The organism is Streptomyces koelreuteriae (genome assembly GCF_018604545.1).
Taxonomy (GTDB): domain Bacteria; phylum Actinomycetota; class Actinomycetes; order Streptomycetales; family Streptomycetaceae; genus Streptomyces; species Streptomyces koelreuteriae.
The window spans coordinates 5115348-5134005 of record NZ_CP075896.1 but is presented as its reverse complement, the minus strand read 5'-3'; the positions used below and the strand labels follow the sequence as shown (position 1 = coordinate 5134005).

The following is an 18658-nucleotide window of genomic DNA, read 5'->3' as shown; positions in this document are numbered from 1 at the left end:
CAAAGGCCCCGCCGCTCGGAAGCGGCGGGGCCTGTGCCCACATGGGATGAGTGGAGATGGCGGGAATCGAACCCGCGTCCAACGGTGCAAAAGGAGGGCTTCTCCGAGCGCAGTTCGCTTCGATTTTCTCGGCCCCGGTGATCTCGCGAACAAGTCTCCGACGGGCCCAGTCACTGTTTGATTTCCCACCGAACCCCGTGACCGGGCTCGATGGTTTAGTTCCCTAGATTATGCCAGGGTCCGGGTCGGGAACACCCCCGGGCTGACACCCATTAAGGGTCCTTCACTCACTGCTTATTAGGCAGCGAGGGCGAAGGACTGGGAATCGCTCTTGGAATTGGCGATTATTGGTTGCGACATATGGTTTACGAGATCATTGCCGCTTCCTCGGCTCGCTTCCCCTGCTTCGACATCCGCTGTCGAAACCGATCATCCCCATGTTGTTTTATCAATCCACGCCCCGGCTGTGCGGGGCAGTGCCCATCGTACGTGACCAACGCCCGAGGGGGCCAGCCAATTCCCGCGCGGCCCGCCAGGAGCCACGGGGAGCCGCCGGTCAGCCGCTCGGCGCGGGCGCCCGCTAGGCGCCGCGCTGGCGCCGCTTGGCGTCCGCGACCGCGCGGTTCGTCTCCCGCAGGTCCTGCTTCTCCTTGAGGGTCTGCCGCTTGTCGTACTCCTTCTTGCCCTTCGCGAGCGCGATCTCGACCTTGACCCGGCTGTCCTTGAAGTACAGGGCCAGCGGCACGATCGTGTGCCCCGTCTCCTGGGACTTGGACTCCAGCTTGTCGATCTCCGCCCGGTGCAGCAGCAGCTTGCGCTTGCGAGTGGCGGAGTGGTTGGTCCAGGTGCCCTGCACGTACTCGGGGACGTGGATGTTGTGCAGCCATGCCTCGCCGTGGTCGATGTGCACGAAGCCGTCCACCAGGGAGGCCCGGCCCATCCGCAGCGACTTGACCTCGGTCCCCATCAGGACCAGGCCGCACTCGTACGTGTCGATGATGTGGTAGTCGTGCCGCGCCTTCTTGTTCTGCGCGACCATCTTCCGGGCGGGTGCCTTCTCGGCAGCCTTCGCGGCCTTGCGTTTTACCTTTTCCTTCGCCATAGTGCGGCCATTTTCGCACTACGAGGGGGGTCCGAGGCCAGTCAATACTGTCTCGGCCCGCCTCTCGGCACCGTCCTCGACCTCCAGGTCCGGTGTGATGCCCCGGCCGTCGACCCCCCGGCCGGAGGGGGTGCGGTAGTGACCGACGGTGAGCTCCGCCACGGAGCCGTCGGGCAGCCTGCTCGGCATCTGGACCGAGCCCTTGCCGAAGGTGCGGGAGCCCACGACGAGGGCGCGGCCGCGGTCCTGCACGGCACCGGTGAGAAGCTCGGCCGCGCTCATCGTCCCGCCGTCGACGAGCGCGACCAGGGGTCTCGTGGTGTCGCCGCCGGGGTCGGCGTGCAGGGCGCGCTGTTCGCCGTCGACGTCGTAGGTGGCGACCAGGCCGCCGTCGAGGAAGGCGGAGGCGGCGGTGACGGCCTCGGTGACCAGGCCGCCGGAGTTGGCTCTCAGGTCGAGGACGATGCCGGCGCCGCGCGGGGCCCGCCGGACGGCTTCGCGGACCCGCTCGCCGGAGCCCTTGGTGAAGGTGTCGACCCTGATGACGGTGACCGAACCGGCGGCTTCCCGGACGCTGACCGGGTCCGTGGACAGCCGGGCCCGGCGCAGGGTCTCGCTCCACGCGCGCGTGCCGCGCTCCAGGCCGAGGCGGACGGTGGTGCCGGCGGTGGCACCGCCCGCATCCCCGCGCAGTAAGGAGACGACCTCGGTGACGGGCCGCCCGTCGGTCTTCTCGCCGTCGACGCTGCGCAGCAGGTCCCCGGGGCGGATCCCGGCGCCGGCGGCGGGCGAGCCGGAGCGCACCTTCGTCACCTCAATACGGCCGTCCCGCTCGCTGCGGGCCCACAGGCCGACGCCGGTGTACTGGCCGTCGAGGGACTCCTCGAACTCCTCGTACTCGCCCTCGGAGTAGACGGCGCCCCAGCGGTCCCCGCTGCGGCTGACCGCGCGCTTCGCGGCCTCCATCGGGGACTTGCCGTCGGCCATGGCCTCCTCGGCGGCCCTGGCGACATCGGCGTGGCGCCCGGCCGGGGTGGCCGAACGGGCCTCGTCCGGAGCGGACTTCCGGTCGGCCTGCGGAAGGGACCCGGTGGCCGCGCCGGCGACGAGCACGCTCGTGAAGAGCAAGGTCAGGGCGGCCCCGCGGCGGATGCGGCGGGGCTGACAGAACGGGTCACGACCTGACATGCCGGTGAGTCTAGGACAAGGTGAAGGGCCGTACGGCTGGTTGACCGCACGGCCCCTCTTGGCATGTGTCACACCTTCAAGTACTTGCGCAGCGCGAAGAACGCGGCCAACGCGGGCATCAGCAGGCTCGTGGCGAGGATGAGCGGCAGCTTGGTCAGGACCGCGTCCCAGCCGATGAAGTTGATCAGTGTGAGCTGGTCGGCCAGGGCCAGTCCGTGGTCGATGAGGAAGTACCGGGCGATCAGCAGGAAGCCGCACGCGAGGGTGCCGCCGATGAGTCCGGCGACGGCGGCCTCCATGATGAACGGCGCCTGGATGTAGAAGCCGGAGGCACCGACCAGCCGCATGATCCCCGTCTCACGCCGGCGGCTGAACGCCGAGACGCGCACGGTGTTGACGATCAGCATCAGCGCGACGACCAGCATCAGCGCCATCACCGCGCGGGCGGCCCAGTTCATGCCGTTCAGCAGCTTGAAGAGGTTGTCCAGGATGCCCTTCTGGTCCTGCACGGACTGCACACCGTCCCGGCCGTTGAAGGCGGTGGCGATGACCTGGTACTTCTGCGGGTCCTTCAGCTTGATGCGGTAGGACTCCTGCATCTGGTCCGGCGTGAGGGAGCTGGCCAGCGGGGAGTCGCCGAACTGCTCCTTGTAGTGCTTGTACGCCTGGTCCTGCGACTCGTACGTGACCTTCTCGACCACGCCCATCTTGTCGAGGTCGGAGTTGATCTGCTTCTTCTGGTCGTCGGTGACCGCGCCCTTGGCGCAGTTGGGGTCGGACTCGGCGTCGCTCTTGTTGCAGAGGAAGACCGAGACGTTGACCTTGTCGTACCAGTAGCCCTTCATGGTGTTGACCTGGTCGCTCATCAGGAGCGACCCGCCGAACAGGGCGAGCGACAGGGCGACGGAGACGACGACCGCGAAGGTCATCGTCAGGTTGCGGCGGAGACCGACGCCGATCTCCGACAGGACGAACTGGGCGCGCATGGCGACTCGTTATGCCTTTCCGTGATCTAGGGTGCGGTCTCAGTGCTGGTAGCCGTAGACACCGCGGGCCTGGTCGCGGACGAGGCGGCCCTTCTCCAGTTCGATGACGCGCTTGCGCATCTGGTCGACGATGTTCTGGTCGTGCGTGGCCATCACCACGGTGGTGCCCGTCCGGTTGATGCGGTCGAGCAGCTTCATGATGCCGACGGAGGTCTGCGGGTCGAGGTTGCCGGTGGGCTCGTCGGCGATGAGGAGCTTGGGCCGGTTGACGAAGGCCCGCGCGATGGCGACGCGCTGCTGCTCACCACCGGACAGCTCGCCGGGCATCCGGTCGTCCTTGCCGCCGAGCCCGACGAGGTCGAGCACCTGCGGGACGGACTTGCGGATCTCGCCGCGCGACTTGCCGATGACCTCCTGGGCGAAGGCGACGTTCTCGCCGACCGTCTTGTTCGGCAGCAGGCGGAAGTCCTGGAAGACGGTCCCCAGCTGGCGCCGCATCTGCGGCACCTTCCAGTTGGAGAGGCGTGCGAGGTCCTTCCCCAGGACGTGCACCTGTCCGTGGCTGCACCGCTCCTCGCGGAGGATCAGCCGCAGGAAGGTGGACTTTCCGGAGCCGGAGGACCCCACGAGGAAGACGAACTCGCCCTTCTCGACCTCCAGGGAGACATCCCTGAGGGCGGGGCGGGTCTGCTTGGGGTAGACCTTGGAGACGTTGTCGAATCGGATCACGGATGCACCACGGGTCGCCGGGGGTAGATGAGCGTGACCATACGCGAACCGGGGAGGGCAGCGCAGTCACCGACTGTGGTTGCGCCACGGATGTTCCGTTTTGTGCCGAGCCCCGAGGGGTGCCCACCTTCGGCAGCGACCGCGCACCCCGCCGGGGAACCTGGCAAAGTGGGGAGGGGAACATTCTGCTTCCCGCACACGTTGGATCCGTGGAACCGTCGCAAGGAGGGCGAGCGCATGACGTACGACCGGCTGGTGTGCGCGAACTGCGCGGCCCCCGTCAGCGAGGGCCGCTGCCCCGTCTGCCGCGCGAACCGTGAGCGCCTGCAGCAGGAGAGCTTCCTCGCGAATCTGAACCCCATGGCGCTGATCGCCCTGCTGACGGTCCTGATCGCGGCCGTGGCCCTGCTGGCCCACCAGACCGCTTAGCGGCGGCGGCCGGAAGCTTCCCGAGGACTCCTTACGACAAGGCCGAGGGCCCGGAGCGTTTCGCTCCGGGCCCTCGGTTTCGCGCTGTGCCTACGGTCCGTACGGACGTGGCTACCGTCAGGCGGCAGCTCCGCCGCGGCCGCCCACGAGGCGCGGCAGGAGACGGAAGCCGACACCGCCGGCGATCATCGTGGCGGCGCCGATCACCAGGAAGGTGGTCTGCGCGGCACCCGTCTCGGCGAGCTCCTGGCCGTTGCCCTGGGCCTGGGCCTGGCCCTGCGGGGCCACCGGGGTGGCGCCCGAGCCGGTGTCCGTGAGGGAGGAGGAGCCCTCCTCCTGCGGGGAGGTGCCACCGTCGGGGTCGGCGTTGTTGCCGCCGCTGCCGTTGCCACCGTTGCCGCCGCCGTTGCCCGGGTCGGTGGTGGGCGCGGCGGTCGGCTGGTCCGTCGGGTCCTCGGTCGGCTCGGTGGGCTCCTCCGTGGGCTCCGTCGGCTCCTCCGTGGGCTCCTCGGTCGACGGCGGCGGGTCGGTCGGGAGACCCGTCGGGACGTCGGTGGGGATGCCGGTCGGCTCACCCGTCGGCGTCGGGCTGGGCGTCTCCTTCGCGCACAGGATGCCGAGCAGGCACTTGTCGGATTCCGCGGCGGATGCGGCACCGGCGGCGGTCAGCGAGGCACCGGCCGCGATCACGGCGCCGGCCGCTATCCGTGCGACACGGATCCGCGTCTTCTTCGTCATATGGTTGCTACCCCCAGTAGCTCATCGTCATTAGGCAGCGCTCGGGGCTGTGCTCGACGGGAGAGCTGTCGTGAGAGGTCCCCCGGTTCACATGCGCCCCAGAGACACGCATGCCGCGCTTTACCCTTCCCATTTTTCAAAGACACGTCAAGGGCGTTTGCGGGCGCCATGTCCAAGTCTGAGGGCTATGCGGGGAGTCGAACTCTGTGAGTGTGATGTAAAAGCTGGACATCCGGACACAGAAAAGGCAACCACCGCGCTCATCGCGGCAGTTGCCTTGTCGACAAACTTACTTCTCTTGCTGCTTGCGCCAGCGAATTCCGGCCTCCAGGAACCCGTCGATCTCACCGTTGAACACGGCCTCGGGGTTGCCGACCTCGCACTCGGTGCGCAGGTCCTTGACCATCTGGTACGGGTGCAGCACGTACGAACGCATCTGGTTGCCCCAGGAGTTGCCGCCGTCGCCCTTGAGGGCGTCCATCTTGGCCTGCTCCTCCTGGCGGCGCCGCTCCAGCAGCTTGGCCTGGAGCACGTTCATGGCCGTCGCCTTGTTCTGGATCTGCGAGCGCTCGTTCTGGCAGGAGACGACGATGCCGGTGGGGATGTGGGTGAGGCGCACCGCGGAGTCGGTGGTGTTGACGCCCTGGCCGCCGGGGCCTGAGGAGCGGTACACGTCGACGCGCAGTTCGGACTCGTCGATCTCGATGTGGTCGGTCTGCTCGACCACGGGCAGGACCTCGACGCCCGCGAAGGAGGTCTGACGGCGCCCCTGGTTGTCGAAGGGCGAGATGCGCACGAGGCGGTGCGTGCCCTGCTCGACGGAGAGCGTGCCGTAGGCGTAGGGCGCCTGGACGGCGAAGGTGGTCGACTTGATGCCGGCCTCCTCCGCGTACGACGTCTCGTAGATCTCGGTCTTGTAGCCGCGCTGCTCGGCCCAGCGCAGGTACATGCGCTGGAGCTTCTCGGCGAAGTCGGCGGCGTCGACGCCACCGGCCTCGGCGCGGATGTTCACCAGGGCCTCACGGGAGTCGTACTCGCCGGAGAGGAGGGTGCGGACCTCCATCTCGTCCAGCGCCTTCTTCACGGCCGTGAGCTCGGACTCGGCCTCGGCGCGGGTGTCCGGGTCGTCCTCCTCCTCGGCCATCTCGAAGAGGACGCCCAGGTCGTCGAGGCGACCGCGCAGGGCCTCGGCCTTGCGCACCTCGGCCTGGAGGTGGGACAGCTTGCTGGTGATCTTCTGCGCCTCATCGGGGTTGTCCCAGAGGGACGGCGCGGCCGCCTGCTCCTCGAGCACGGCGATGTCTGCCCTCATCTTGTCGAGGTCCAGAACGGCCTCGATCGACTCCATGGTCGAGGAGAGGGACTTGAGCTCTTCGGATACATCGACGACTGCCACGCCTCCAGCGTAACGGCTCCGCCCGGCGGCCATCGCCGGGCGGGCGGAGCGGGCTGCCGACGGCGCCGGGGGCTGCGGCGGCGCCGGGGTGCGGGTGGCAGGGCGACACGGGTGCCGCGTTCCCGGTGTCCGGCGGCACGGCGTCATCGGTCACCCGCCGTCGCGGGCCGGGCCCTCGGCACCGACCACCGGCGTCATCGGCCCTCGCTGTTCCCCGGCGCGGTGCGGAAGTCCCCGGAGCCGGGCCCTCGGTGCCAGGCGGCGGCGCCGAGCGATCGGCCGCCCGGCGCCGGCCCCCGGCGCCATCGGCCCGCCCCGGTTCTCCGGAACGGACCGAGGAGACCACGCGGCCACGCTCTCGGAATCCGGCCGCACCACGGCCGTCCGGCACCGCCGGCCGGGCCCGGACGCCACCACCGGCGCCATCGGCACGCGCTGTTCCCCGGCGCGGTCCGGGAGTCCGCAGGACCGAGCCCTCGGTGCCGGGCGGCGGCGCCGAGCGATCGGCCGCCCGGCGCCGGGTCGGGTCGGGTCGGGTCAAGGCGACTGCGGGGCCGAGTTTCTCGTGTCCTGGGGTGGGGTGTTCGTGTCGTCGTCCGATGTGGAGAGCCAGGCGCCGACGCCGATCGCGGCGGCCAGGGCTATCGCCGCCGCTCCCAGGGCGACGCGGCGGCGTCGGGCGGCGGCGCGGTTGCGGGCGGAGCCGGGGCGGGGGGTGCCGGGGGTGCGGGGGGCACGGGCCGTGCCGTGGGCGCCGCCGGCCAGTTCGTCGGGGGCGGGGACGCGCATCGAGGTATGGGTGTCGCGGTTGGAGTCGGCCGGTTTCGCGCCGGGGACGAGGGGGACCGCACCGCGCCGCCGGATCCGTTCCCCGGAAGGGGCCGGTCCGGCCGGCTGCTCCTCGCGGTCGGCCTCCTCCTCGGACTCCGGGTCGGGCTCGTCCACCTCCAGCGGCGGCATGCCCGCCAGCATCGGCAGCAGCTCCCGCAGCCGCGCCCCGAGCTCCGAGGCCCGCAGCCGCGAGGCCGGCGCCTTGGCCAGGCACTGCACGAGGAGCTGCCACAGCTCGTCAGGGATGCCGGGCAGTGGGACGACCGTCTCCGTGACGTGCCGGCGCAGCACCGCGCCCGGATGGCCGCCGCCGAACGGGGTGAAGCCCGCGAGCAGCTCGTACAGCACCGTGGCGAGCGCGTAGATGTCGACGGAGGCGCGCGGGGGCAGGCCCTCGACGATCTCCGGCGCGAGATAGTCCGGGGTGCCGATGATCTTCGTGGCCTTGGTGCGGCGCGGGGTGTCGATGAGCTTGGCCACGCCGAAGTCCGTCAGCAGCGCGCGGTGGGAGCCGCCGGGGCCGAGCGGGCCCTGCATGTCCAGGAGCACGTTCTCCGGCTTCACGTCCCGGTGCACGACGCCCGCCGCGTGCGCGGCCGCCAGCCCGTCGGCGATGTCGGCCGCGATCGCCACGGCCGCCTCGGGCGGCAGCCGGCGTTCCCGCTCCAGCCGGGTCCTGAGGTCCGTACCGCGGACGAGGTCCATGACCAGCGCCAGGTCGTTGCCGTCCACCACCAGGTCGCGCACCGAGACGACGTGCGGGTGCTCCAGGCCGAGCAGCGCCGTCCGCTCCTGCACGAAGCGTCCGACGAGTTCCTGGTCGGACGCGAGGTCCTCGCGCAGCAGCTTGACGGCGACGGGGCCCTCGGGACCCTCGCCCAGCCACACCGTGCCGGCGCTGCCCCGCCCCAGGATCTGGTGGGCGGTGTACCGGCTGCCGATCTTCCGTGCCAAGGCTGCTCCTACCGACGCGTGTTGTCGCTAAAACTACGCGCAGGAAGAGCCAACCTTCACCGCCCGGGCGGAAATCACCCGCCAGGTGTCGACAAATCACCAACCCCGCATGCCGGTTCGGGTCAGTTCGTGCCCGAACTCCCGCCGAGCTTCTCGATCCAGCCCGTCACCGTGCCGAACCAGTCGGTGAGCTGGTCCCAGTAGCCCTTGCCGGTGCCGATCCACTCCTGGAGCGGGCTCAGCTCCCAGATCAGCCAGCCGGCGACGAACAGGATGACGATCGTGAAGAGGCAGCCCTTCAGACAGCCGAGCCCGGGGATCCGCATCGGGTTGGCGCTGCGCTGCCGCGGCTGCCGGGGCTCGCGCTGCGGCCGCTGGGGCTGCTGGGGCTGCTGCGGCTGAGGAGGCGGCGGGGGCGGGGCGTAGCGCTGCGGCTGCTGGGCCTGGTGCTGCGGGGCGTACTGCTGGGGCTGCTGCTGCGGATGGCCGTAGCCGGGGCCGGGCTGGGGCTGCCGACCGCGCTGTGGAGGCTGCTGCGGCCGGGCGACCTGGCGCTGGGGGCGGCGGCGCAGCGGGTCCTGACCCGGGTCGAGGTAGTTCTGGACCTGCGTCTGCTCATTGCGGTCGCGGGCGGCCCGCAGCTGGTTCTGCCAGGGGTGCGGATCCTCGGGCCCGCCGCCCTGGCCCTGCTGCCCGGGGTGGCCGGGCGATCCCGGCGGGACCGGGGGCATGACGGCGGTCGGGTCGGCCGCGCCCCGGTGGGGCATGACCGAGGTGGGGTCGCCGGCTCCGGCCGGGCCGCCGGTGTGCGGCATGACGCTGGTCGCCGCGTTCGGGTCGTACGAACCCGCGCCCTGCGGGAGGACCTGGGTGGGGTCGGCGCCGCCGGTCATGTCCGGGACGGGCGCGGGCGCCGGGTCGGGCGCCAGGAGCATGCCGACGCCCTCGGCGGCGGCGATCTGCGCGGAGTTCGCGTGCACGCCGATGCCCTCGGCGACGACGCGCAGGCCGCGGGCGAGGTTCTCGGCGCTGGGCCGCTCGTCCGGGTTCTTGCGCAGACAGCGCTCGATGACGGTCCACAGCGGGTCGGGGACCGTGGAGGGGCGGCGCGGCTCGGCGCTCAGGTGCTGGTGCAGCACCTCGAGTGCGGAGCCGCCGGCGAACGGCGGACGGCCGGTGACCAGCTCGTAGAGCAGGATGCCGGCGCCGTAGATGTCGACGGCGGAGGTCTGCGGCCGGCCCTCGGCGCCCTCGGGCGCGACGTACGCGGGCGTGCCGACGAACTCCTGGGTGCGGGTCAGCCCCGGGGAGTCGGCGAGGCGCGCGATGCCGAAGTCGGTGAGCAGCGGGTGCATCTGCCCGTCGTACTGCTGGAGCAGGACGTTCGCCGGCTTGAGGTCGCGGTGGACGACGCCGTCGGCGTGGCTGGCGGCGAGCGCGTCGGCGATCTGGGCGGTGAGCAGGGCCGCGGCGACGGGGCTGAAGGGGCCGTTGTCGCGCAGGTAGCGGTGCAGGTCGGGGCCCTCGACGAGGTCCATGACCAGCGCCAGCAGATCGCCCTCGACGACCAGGTCACGGACCCGGACGATGTTCGGGTGGGTCAGCCGGAGGAGGACGGAGCGCTCCCGGAGGAAGCGCATCACGACGTCCGCGTCGCTGGCCAGCTCCTCCTTGAGGACCTTGATGGCGACGGTCTCGCCGGGCTGCCCCGGCACGGCCGCCTCGGCGCCCGCGGTCTCGCGCTGGCGGGCTCGCCAGACGGTGCCCGTGGCGCCGCGTCCGAGCGGCTCCTCGAGCAGGTACTTGCTGCCTACCGGCCGCACGTCATGCGCTCCCTGCTGCTTGCCTTGCCTGCTGGCCTGTGTCCGACCCACTGTAGTGCCGCGCCGCCGGGGACCGGGGTGTCGGCTTTCTGTGGGTCTTACGTAGCCGTTCTCACATCCGTTCGAAGCAAAGACGCTCACCTCGGTCTTGTGGTTGCTGATAACGAACGTGACTGATCCCAAGAGGTCGCCTGTGGGTCATCTCTCAGGCACTTTTGCGGGCAGAGCCGACCAATCAAGATCACCTTTTCCCGAGCGAGGGGCGCGGTGTCAGTGGCAGGTGCGAGGATGCCTGCAGTATTGGCCGACGTGCTGGGGCGGGGTGGGGGACTCCGCGCCCGGGCAGAAGGGACCGCTGACGGCGATGCAGATCCGGCTGACCGTCGTAGACCCGCTGGGCCCGTCGGCACCGGCGCAGGGCCGCGCCCCACGCAGCGACGTGCTGGTCACGGCGCCGGCCGGTACGGCGCTCGCGGCGGTGTCCTCCGCGCTCGCCCAGGTGGTCTCCGGCGGCGACGGCTCGGGCACGGTGGTGCTGTACGCCGGGGAGCAGCGGCTCGACGCCCAGCGCTGCACGCTCGGCGAGCCCCCGCTGACCGACGGCGCGGTGCTGTCCGTGGGCGCGCCGGGCGAGCCCGAGCCGCATCCCGAGCTGGACGACGCCCCGGCCCAGCTCCAGGTGGTCGCCGGCCCGGACGCCGGCGGTGTCCATCTGCTGCACGGCGGCGAGATCCGCATCGGCCGCTCCGCCGACGCGGACGTGCCCCTCGACGACCCGGACGTCTCCCGGCTGCACTGCGCGGTGACCGTGGGCGCCGACGGCCGTGTCGCGGTCGCCGACCTGGACTCCACGAACGGCACGACGCTGGACGGCCGGCCGGTGGGCCCCCGGGCCGTCCGGTTCGCGCCCGGCGCGCTGCTCCGGATCGGCGAGTCGGCCCTGCGGCTGGCTCCCGCCGGAGGACCGGGCGCCCGGGTCGGTACGACGCCGGACGGGGAAGGGCACGTACGCGTGCCGGACCCTGCCGACGGTGGCACGACGGCCCACCCCCACACGACGAACCCGCCACCGGCCGGGCCTTCCGGTCCCACGCGGCATGCCCACGGCTCGGCGGCCTGGGGCACACCGGGCGCGACCGGGCAGGGCTCCGTCGACTCGGCCGTGGTGCCGGGGCAGGGCGGGGCGCCCCGGGTGGAGAGCCGGGGTGCGGAGGGGGCCGGGCCGGTCGGGCCTGGGGCGTACCCGGGGGCCGAGCAGCCCAGGCCGGGCACCGGTGGGCGTGGGCGGCGGGTCTCACGGGCCCCGGGAAGCACGGCTTCGACAGGCTTCCCCGACGACTCCGGGCGTGCTTCCGCCCGTGAAGGGACGCGCCCGGCCTCACCGGACGGCCTGGCCCGACCGCCCCGGCAGCGCGGCACCGCCGAGGGCTCGTCGCCCATGGCCTCCCCCGACGGCCCGTCCCACGCGGCCCGGCAGCGCGACGCGTCGTCACAAACGGGCCTCGGCGACGGCGACACCCATGCGGGGCGCTTCGGAGCAGCGGGGGCACCCGGCGGACAGGCCGCCGGGGGCGGGACGCACGGCGGTGGCGGGGCATACGGCGGTAGCGGGGCAGCCGCCGGCCGTGGGGCCCGCGCCGAGGACGGGACACACCCCGGAAGCGGGTCATACGCCGAGGGCGGGACGCACGGCAGTGGCGGGACGCACGGCAGTGGCGGGGCAGTCGCCAGCCGTGGGGCACGCCCCGAGGACGGGACACACCCCGGAGGCGGGTCATACGCCGAGGGCGGGACGCACGGCGGTGGTGGGGCGGTCGCCGACCGTCGGGGCCACGCCGACGACGGGACTTACGCCGGTGGCGGGGCCGACCGCACCGGTGGGGCCTACGGCACCGGGCCTCGTGGTGGAGCCGTCGACGGGTCGGCCTCCTCGGACGCCGGGCAACAGGGACGGGACGGTCGCTCTGGTGGCGGCCCGCGTCGGGGCACCCCGGTCGGGTCGCCGGACGCGGGCCGGGACACGCGCTCCAGTGGCGGCCCCGGCCAGAGCGCCCCAGCCGGACACCCCGACGCACGACGAGACGCTCGCCCCGATCGCGGCCCCGGCCAGAGCACCCCGGCCGGACACCCCGACGCCGGACGAAACGCTCGCCCCGGACAGGGCACTCCGGCCGACCCCCCGGGCGAGCCCTCCGGGCGTGGACGCAAAGGCACTCCCCTCCGGGGCACCGACATACCGCAGGGGACCCGCAGGCGGGGCGGTATCGGGGCGTGGGCGCGGCGGCTGGCCGGAGGGCGTGGTGAGCAGGGGCCGGAGCCGCGTGAGGCGTACGAGGACGAGCCGGCCGGCGGTGAGGCGGAGCGCGCTGCCGTCGTGGCGGCGGCGCCGGAGACCTGGCCGGATCCGGCCACCCTGCTGCTGACGGCACTGGGTCCGGGGCCCCGGCTGTGGGAGCGCGGTCCGGACCACCCGGAGGCGCTCGCGGTGCGTCTCGGCACGGCCGACCGGGCGGTGCCGGACGGCTCGGGCCTGCTGCCCGCGGTGCCGGTGACCGCCGGGCTGCGCGAGGCCGGCGCGCTGGGCCTCGCCGGACCGCGGGCGCGGCTCGGCGGGCTGGCCCGTGCCCTACTGGCCCAGCTCACCGCGCTGCACTCCCCCGACATGCTGGAGATCGTCCTGATCGCGGCGGACCGCTCCCGCCCTCTGGAGGAGCGCACCGCCGAGTGGTCCTGGCTGGGCTGGCTGCCGCATGTCCGGCCCGGGCACGGCCAGGACTGCCGGCTGCTCCTCGCGCACGACCGGGAACAGGCCGCGGCCCGCACCGACGAGCTCCTCCGCCGCCTGGAGGACCAGCTGGCCGAGGCGGGAGCGGGGAGCGCCGACCCCGCCACCGGCCACCCGGCCCCCGACGACGGGCCTGATCCGGACGCCGTCCCCTTCCCCGGCCCGTTCACCGTGCTCGTCGTGGACGGCGACCCCGGCGGGGCCGATCTGCGCGAGGCCGTGGCACGGCTCGCGGCGGAGGGCCCGCGGGCCGGGATACACGTGGTGTGTCTGGCCGAGACGGCCGCCGCGTCCCCGGCCTCGCCGGTGACGGAGACGTACGAGGCGGCCTGCGCGGTGTCGCCGACGTTCCGCCAGTGCGGCGCGGTCGCGCTGCTCAGCGGGGACGTGGCGACGGCGCTGCGGCTGATGCGCGTGGCCCGGGCCGGAGCGGGCTCCGCCCCGGCCGGTCACGGCACGGTCGCCACCGTCGACGCCGTCTCCCCCGCCTGGGCCGAGCGCTTCGCGCGGGCGCTGGCGCCCCTGCGGACGGACGCCGCGACGAGCGAGCGGCAGCCGCGGGTCTCCGCGCCGCTGCCCCAGGCGGCCCGGTTGCTGGACGAGCTGGGCCTGGCCCGGGCCACCCCGGCGTCGCTGATGGCGCGCTGGGCGGACGCGGCCGACGACGCCGACGCGCTGGGCGGCCGGGTGCGCGCGGTGCTGGGCGCCGGGCCGCGCGGCCCGGTCGGCGCGGACCTCGCGGCCCAGGGGCCGCATCTGCTGATCGAGGGCCCGCCGGGCAGCGGCCGCACGGAGCTGCTGCGGGCGGTCGTCGCGTCCCTGGCCGCCGCCGAGCGGCCGGACCGGCTGGGCATCGTGCTGGTCGACGGCCGGGGCGGCCCCGGCCCCGCGGCGGGCTCGGGCGGCGGGCACGGCGAGGGACTGCGGGTGTGTACGGACGTACCGCATGTCACCACGCATCTCTCGGCCCACGACCCGGTCCGGATGCGGGAGTTCGCGCAGTCCCTGAGCGCCGAGCTGAAGCGGCGCGCCGAGCTGCTGGGCCGGTCCGACTTCGCCGAGTGGCACAGCGGCCGCGAGCTGTCGGGCCGTGTGGTCGCGCAGCGCACGGCCACGCCCCGGGACGGTGCCCACGCACAGACGGGGGCCGGTGCCGGAGATCTCGACTCCCCGTCCAGTTCGACCATGCGGCTGCGGCCCGGGGCGGCCCGGCGGCGGACCGAGGCGGCGCCGCCGCTGCCCCGGCTCGTCGTGGTCGTCGACGACCTGGACGCCCTGGTCTCCCCCGCGCTCGGCTCGACCGGGCGGCCCGCCGCCGGCTCGGTGATGCGCGCGCTGGAGGCCGTGGCCCGGGAGGGCGAGCGGCTCGGCGTCCACCTGGTGACGGCCTCCGGCCCCTGCCCCCGTACGGCGGAGACGGAACCGGCCCGCCGGGCCACCCTGCGCGTCAAGCTCGACACCCCGGCACCCGGTCCGGACGAGCCCGCGCCCGGCCGGGGCAGCCTGACCTGCGCGGACGGGCGGGTGACACCGCTTCAGGGCGGGCGGGTCACCGGCCGCATCCCCCGCACGGCGACCCTGCGCCCCACGGTCGTACCGCTGGAATGGCACCGCATGGGTGACCCTCCCACCCGGCGTCCGGTGCGGGAACTCGGAAACGGCCCGACCGACCTGGCACTGTTGGCCAGCGCGCTGGAAAGGGCGGCGAGGGAGGTCTCGGCGGCACAGGTGCCGTCACTCCTGTAGCACGTGCCGGCACGCGTACATGGCACTGGCCGGAAGCCGACCCCCGCCCGATGATCAGAGGTTCAGCCCCTGGTCACGAGGGGGTCACGATCCCCCGCTTGACAGCCGACGCCATCTTGCCGCCCCCGCACACCCGGGCGTAGACCAGATCGCACGGGAGCGCGCTCGACGTTCGACGAGGAACGAAGAACGGGGCAGTCATGCGCATGACGAGCAGCACCATCCGGACACGCTGGTCGCCCAAGCGGGACAAGGCGACCCCCCAGCACCGCAGAGCCGCCAAGGCCGCGGCGGCCGTCGCCGCGGGAGCCCTCGCGCTCTCGCTCACCGCCTGCGGAGGCGACAGCGACAGCGGCGGCGGAAGCCAGGGCACCGCCGAGGAGACCGCCGACAACGTCACCCTGCCGAAGCTGGACGGGACGAACCTGGAGATCGCCGCCGTCTGGACCGGTACCGAACAGGCCAACTTCAAGAAGGTCCTGGCGGAGTTCGAGAAGCGCACGGGCGCCACGGTCACGTTCGTGCCCGCCCAGGACCCGATCATCAACTTCATCGGTTCGAAGGTGGCCGGCGGGCAGCCGCCGGACGTCGTGATGCTGCCGCAGCCGGGCGCCATCAAGCAGGCCGTCGACCGGGGCTGGGCCAAGCCGCTGGGCTCCGACGCCCTGAAGGAGCTCGGCGAGAACTACTCGCAGGGCTGGCAGGACATCGGCAAGGTGGGCGGCAAGAGCTACGGCGTCTACTACAAGGCCGCCAACAAGTCCCTGATCTGGTACAACAACCAGGTCTTCGAGAACGCGGGGGCCAGTGAGCCCGAGACCTGGCCGGATCTGCTCAACACCGCGCAGACGGTCTACGACTCCGGCGTCACCCCGTTCTCCGTCGGCGGCGCCGAGGGCTGGACGCTGACCGACTGGTTCGAGAACGTCTACCTCTCCCAGGCGGGCCCGGAGAAGTACGACCAGCTCGCCCAGCACGAGATCAAGTGGACGGACCCGTCCGTGAAGGACGCGCTGACCACGCTCGCGCAGGTCTGGGGCAAGCCGGACTACATCGCGGGCGGGGCGAACGGGGCGTTGCAGACCGACTTCCCGGCCTCCGTCACGCAGGTCTTCACCGGCGGGGACCAGCCCAAGGCCGCCATGGTCGCCGCGGGCGACTTCGCTCAGGTCAACATCCCCTCGAACATGAAGATCGGCACGGACGCGAAGGTGTTCCCGTTCCCGGCGGTCGGTGACAACGGACCGGTGGTCTCGGGCGGCGACGCGGCCGTGATCCTGGAGGACTCGAAGGGCTCGCAGGCCCTGGCCACCTGGCTCGCCTCACCCGACGCGGCCGAGATCCAGGCCAAGCTGGGCGGCTACCTCTCGCCGAACAAGAACGTGCCGAACTCCGCGTACCCGAACGCGGTGCAGCAGAAGATCGCCAAGGCGCTCATCGGCGCCGGGGACGACTTCCGCTTCGACATGTCCGACCAGGCCCCGCAGGCCTTCGGCGGCACGCCCGGCAAGGGCGAGTGGAAGATCCTCCAGGACTTCCTGAAGAACCCGAAGGACATCGCGGGTACGCAGGCGAAGCTGGAGGCCGAAGCGGCCGCGGCCTACGGGGACTGATGTCATGACGTCGGCCACGGCGGCAGGGGGCGGCAAGCCCCCTGCCGCTCCCAAGACGCGCAAGAGTGTGACCGGCACCCGCAGGACCGTCGTGGCGCTGTTCCTGCTGCCCGCGCTCGTCCTGCTCGGCGCGCTCGTGGTGTACCCGATCGGGTACTCGGTCGTACGCAGCTTCTACGACCAGCCCGGCGAGAGCTTCGCCGGGATGGACAACTACAAGGCTCTCTTCACCGACGACGGCATCCGCACCGCGCTGAAGAACAACGTGTTCTGGGTGGTGTTCGCGCCGACGGTCGCGACGGCGCTCGGCCTGGTCTTCGCGGTGCTGACCGAACGGGTGCGCTGGGGTACGGCGTTCAAGCTGGTCGTCTTCATGCCGATGGCGATCTCGATGCTGGCGGCGGGCATCATCTTCCGCCTGGTGTACGACCAGGATCCGGACAAGGGCGTGGCGAACGCGGTGTGGGTGGGCGTGCACGACACGTTCGCGCAGGCGTCGGCGTTCCCGAAGGCCCATCCGGGCCGGCAGTCGCCGCTGGAGCCGGCCGGCGGCGGCGCGTTCATCACCAAGTCGCCCGTCCGCGCGGGCGAGCCCGTCTCGCTGCCCCTGGTGGGTGTGGCGCCCGATCTGATGCCCGACGGCGCGAAGGCCGCCGTGGCGCCGAAACCCGAGCCGGACAAGGTCACCGGCACGACCTGGCAGGACTTCACGCGGGGCAAGGGCGTGGGCACCCTGGGCGGGGTCGACGCGGCCGAACTGGGCTACGCCGGCATGAGGATCGAGGCGGTGAAGGACGGCAGGGTCGTGGCCTCGGCGACGGCGGCCGGTGACGGCACCTTCACGCTGCCGGCCTCGGCCGACGGGGCCCAACTGAAACTCCCCGCAAGCAACTTCAAGGAGCCCTACAACGGCCTGGACTGGCTCGGCCCGTCCCTGGTCACCCCGTCCATCATCGGCTCGTACATCTGGATGTGGGCGGGCTTCGCGATGGTGCTGATCGCGGCCGGGCTCGCGAGTGTGCCCCGGGAGCTGCTGGAGGCGGCCCGGGTCGACGGCGCGAGCGAGTGGCAGGTGTTCAGACGGGTCACGGTGCCGCTGCTGGCGCCGGTCCTCGCGGTCGTCACCGTCACCCTGATGATCAATGTGCTGAAGGTCTTCGACCTGGTCTTCATCATCGCCCCCGGCTCCTCCCAGGACGACGCGAACGTCCTGGCCCTGGAGCTGTACCGCAAGGGCTTCTCCGAGGACCAGCCGGGCGTCGCGAGCGCCATCTCGGTGTTCCTGCTGCTCCTGGTGATCCCGGTGATGTGGTTCAACGTACGGCGGCTGCGGCGGGAGGTGCGGCGATGAAGGCGAAGCAGTCGCTGGGGTCCCGGCTCGCCGAGGGCGTCAGCGGGGGGCTGGTGAGGGTGTTCCTCATCCTGGTCGGCCTGTTCTGGCTGGTGCCGACGCTCGGTCTGCTGCTGGCCAGTCTCCGCTCGCCGGAGGACATCGCGGCGAGCGGCTGGTGGAAGGTGTTCACGGAGCCCTCGCAGATCACCTTCGACAGCTACGCGAAACTGCTGGAGAACGACGACATCACCGGTTCCCTGCTGAACACGGTGTGGATCACCGTCCCGGCGACCCTGCTGGTGGTGATCATCGGCTCGCTGGCGGGCTATGCCTTCGCGTGGATGGAGTTCCCGGGCCGGGACTGGTGGTTCCTCGGTGTGGTCGGCCTGTTGGTCGTACCGGTGCAGGTCGCGCTGATCCCGATCGCCGAACTCTTCGGCAACATCGGCATCTTCGGCTCGGTGCTCGGCGTGGTGCTCTTCCACGTCGGCTTCGGTCTGCCGTTCGCGGTGTTCCTGCTGCGGAACTTCTTCGCCGAGATCCCGAGGGAGCTGCTGGAGGCGGCGCGCCTGGACGGGGCGGGTGAACTGCGCCTGTTCTTCCGTGTCGTGATGCCGCTCGGCGGCCCGGCGATCGCCGCCCTCGGCATCTTCCAGTTCCTGTGGGTGTGGAACGACCTGCTGGTCGCGCTGATCTTCTCGGACTCCGGGAGCCAGCCGATCACGGTCGCGCTGCAGACGCAGGTACGGCAGTTCGGCAACAACATCGATGTGCTGGCACCCGGCGCGTTCATCTCCATGGTGATCCCGCTGGCCGTCTTCTTCGCGTTCCAGCGGCAGTTCGTGTCCGGCGTGATGGCTGGAGCGGTCAAGTAGGCGTCAGAACAAGGGAGTTGGAGGGGCGGGCCGGTGACGGTCCGCCCCTTCGGGATTCCCCCGGATGACGTAGCCGCCGTAACCAAGTGGCCCTCCCGGCCGTTCCCGGGCCGAACGCCCGCGCCGACCG

At 72.3% G+C, this 18658-nt stretch carries 13 protein-coding genes and 1 other RNA gene; 5 read left to right on the top strand and 9 right to left on the bottom strand.

The features are described from left to right. Window positions 1-48: 48 nt before the first annotated feature. From ssrA to ftsE, 5 genes are all read right to left on the bottom strand, one after another. Window positions 49-437: a transfer-messenger RNA gene (gene ssrA, locus KJK29_RS23180) on the bottom strand. Window positions 438-580: 143 nt separating this feature from the next. Continuing rightward, a complete protein-coding gene (gene smpB, locus KJK29_RS23175) occupies window positions 581-1102 on the bottom strand; it encodes an SsrA-binding protein SmpB (RefSeq protein WP_215121058.1) in 522 nt (173 codons plus the stop codon). An 18-nt stretch (window positions 1103-1120) separates the two neighbouring features. Further along, window positions 1121-2290, bottom strand: coding sequence for a S41 family peptidase (locus tag KJK29_RS23170; protein ID WP_215121057.1), 1170 nt, complete (start codon window positions 2288-2290; stop codon window positions 1121-1123). Window positions 2291-2358: 68 nt separating this feature from the next. Further along, entirely contained in the window at window positions 2359-3276 is a 918-nt protein-coding gene (gene ftsX / locus KJK29_RS23165) for a permease-like cell division protein FtsX (protein WP_215121056.1), read from the bottom strand. A gap of 39 nt (window positions 3277-3315) precedes the next feature. Continuing rightward, the gene (gene ftsE, locus KJK29_RS23160; RefSeq protein WP_184593314.1) at window positions 3316-4005 is read right to left on the bottom strand and encodes a cell division ATP-binding protein FtsE; all 690 of its coding nucleotides are present in this window, start codon (window positions 4003-4005) and stop codon (window positions 3316-3318) included. 237 nt (window positions 4006-4242) lie between these two features. Here ftsE and KJK29_RS23155 point away from each other — a divergent pair, with 237 nt between their 5' ends. Beyond that, window positions 4243-4434, top strand: a complete 192-nt coding sequence (locus KJK29_RS23155) for a hypothetical protein (protein WP_215121055.1) — start codon at window positions 4243-4245, stop codon at window positions 4432-4434. 117 nt (window positions 4435-4551) lie between these two features. On the opposite strand, the gene KJK29_RS23150 is transcribed toward KJK29_RS23155, so the two are convergent. From KJK29_RS23150 to KJK29_RS23135, 4 genes are all read right to left on the bottom strand, one after another. Then, window positions 4552-5172, bottom strand: a complete 621-nt coding sequence (locus KJK29_RS23150) for a hypothetical protein (protein WP_215121054.1) — start codon at window positions 5170-5172, stop codon at window positions 4552-4554. A gap of 289 nt (window positions 5173-5461) precedes the next feature. Beyond that, entirely contained in the window at window positions 5462-6568 is a 1107-nt protein-coding gene (gene prfB / locus KJK29_RS23145; RefSeq protein WP_189723994.1) for a peptide chain release factor 2, read from the bottom strand. Window positions 6569-7105: 537 nt separating this feature from the next. Then, the gene (locus tag KJK29_RS23140; protein WP_215121053.1) at window positions 7106-8353 is read right to left on the bottom strand and encodes a serine/threonine-protein kinase; all 1248 of its coding nucleotides are present in this window, start codon (window positions 8351-8353) and stop codon (window positions 7106-7108) included. A 122-nt stretch (window positions 8354-8475) separates the two neighbouring features. Continuing rightward, entirely contained in the window at window positions 8476-10176 is a 1701-nt protein-coding gene (locus KJK29_RS23135; RefSeq protein WP_215121052.1) for a serine/threonine-protein kinase, read from the bottom strand. Between the two features lie 364 nt (window positions 10177-10540). Between KJK29_RS23135 and KJK29_RS23130 the strand changes: the two genes are divergently transcribed. The 4 genes from KJK29_RS23130 to KJK29_RS23115 all read left to right on the top strand — a co-directional run bounded on the left by KJK29_RS23130 (window position 10541) and on the right by KJK29_RS23115 (window position 18528). Next, window positions 10541-14707 carry an FHA domain-containing protein gene (locus tag KJK29_RS23130; protein WP_215124419.1) on the top strand — a complete coding sequence of 1389 codons (4167 nt, stop codon included), beginning with the start codon at window positions 10541-10543 and terminating at the stop codon, window positions 14705-14707. A 200-nt stretch (window positions 14708-14907) separates the two neighbouring features. Next, window positions 14908-16320: an ABC transporter substrate-binding protein gene (locus tag KJK29_RS23125; RefSeq protein ID WP_215121051.1), complete on the top strand. Its 1413-nt coding sequence runs from the start codon at window positions 14908-14910 to the stop codon at window positions 16318-16320. A gap of 4 nt (window positions 16321-16324) precedes the next feature. Continuing rightward, window positions 16325-17671: a carbohydrate ABC transporter permease gene (locus KJK29_RS23120; RefSeq protein WP_251057909.1), complete on the top strand. Its 1347-nt coding sequence runs from the start codon at window positions 16325-16327 to the stop codon at window positions 17669-17671. Further along, a complete protein-coding gene (locus KJK29_RS23115) occupies window positions 17668-18528 on the top strand; it encodes a carbohydrate ABC transporter permease (protein ID WP_215121050.1) in 861 nt (286 codons plus the stop codon). Before KJK29_RS23120 ends, KJK29_RS23115 begins: the two co-directional genes overlap by 4 nt. Window positions 18529-18658 lie beyond the last annotated feature (130 nt).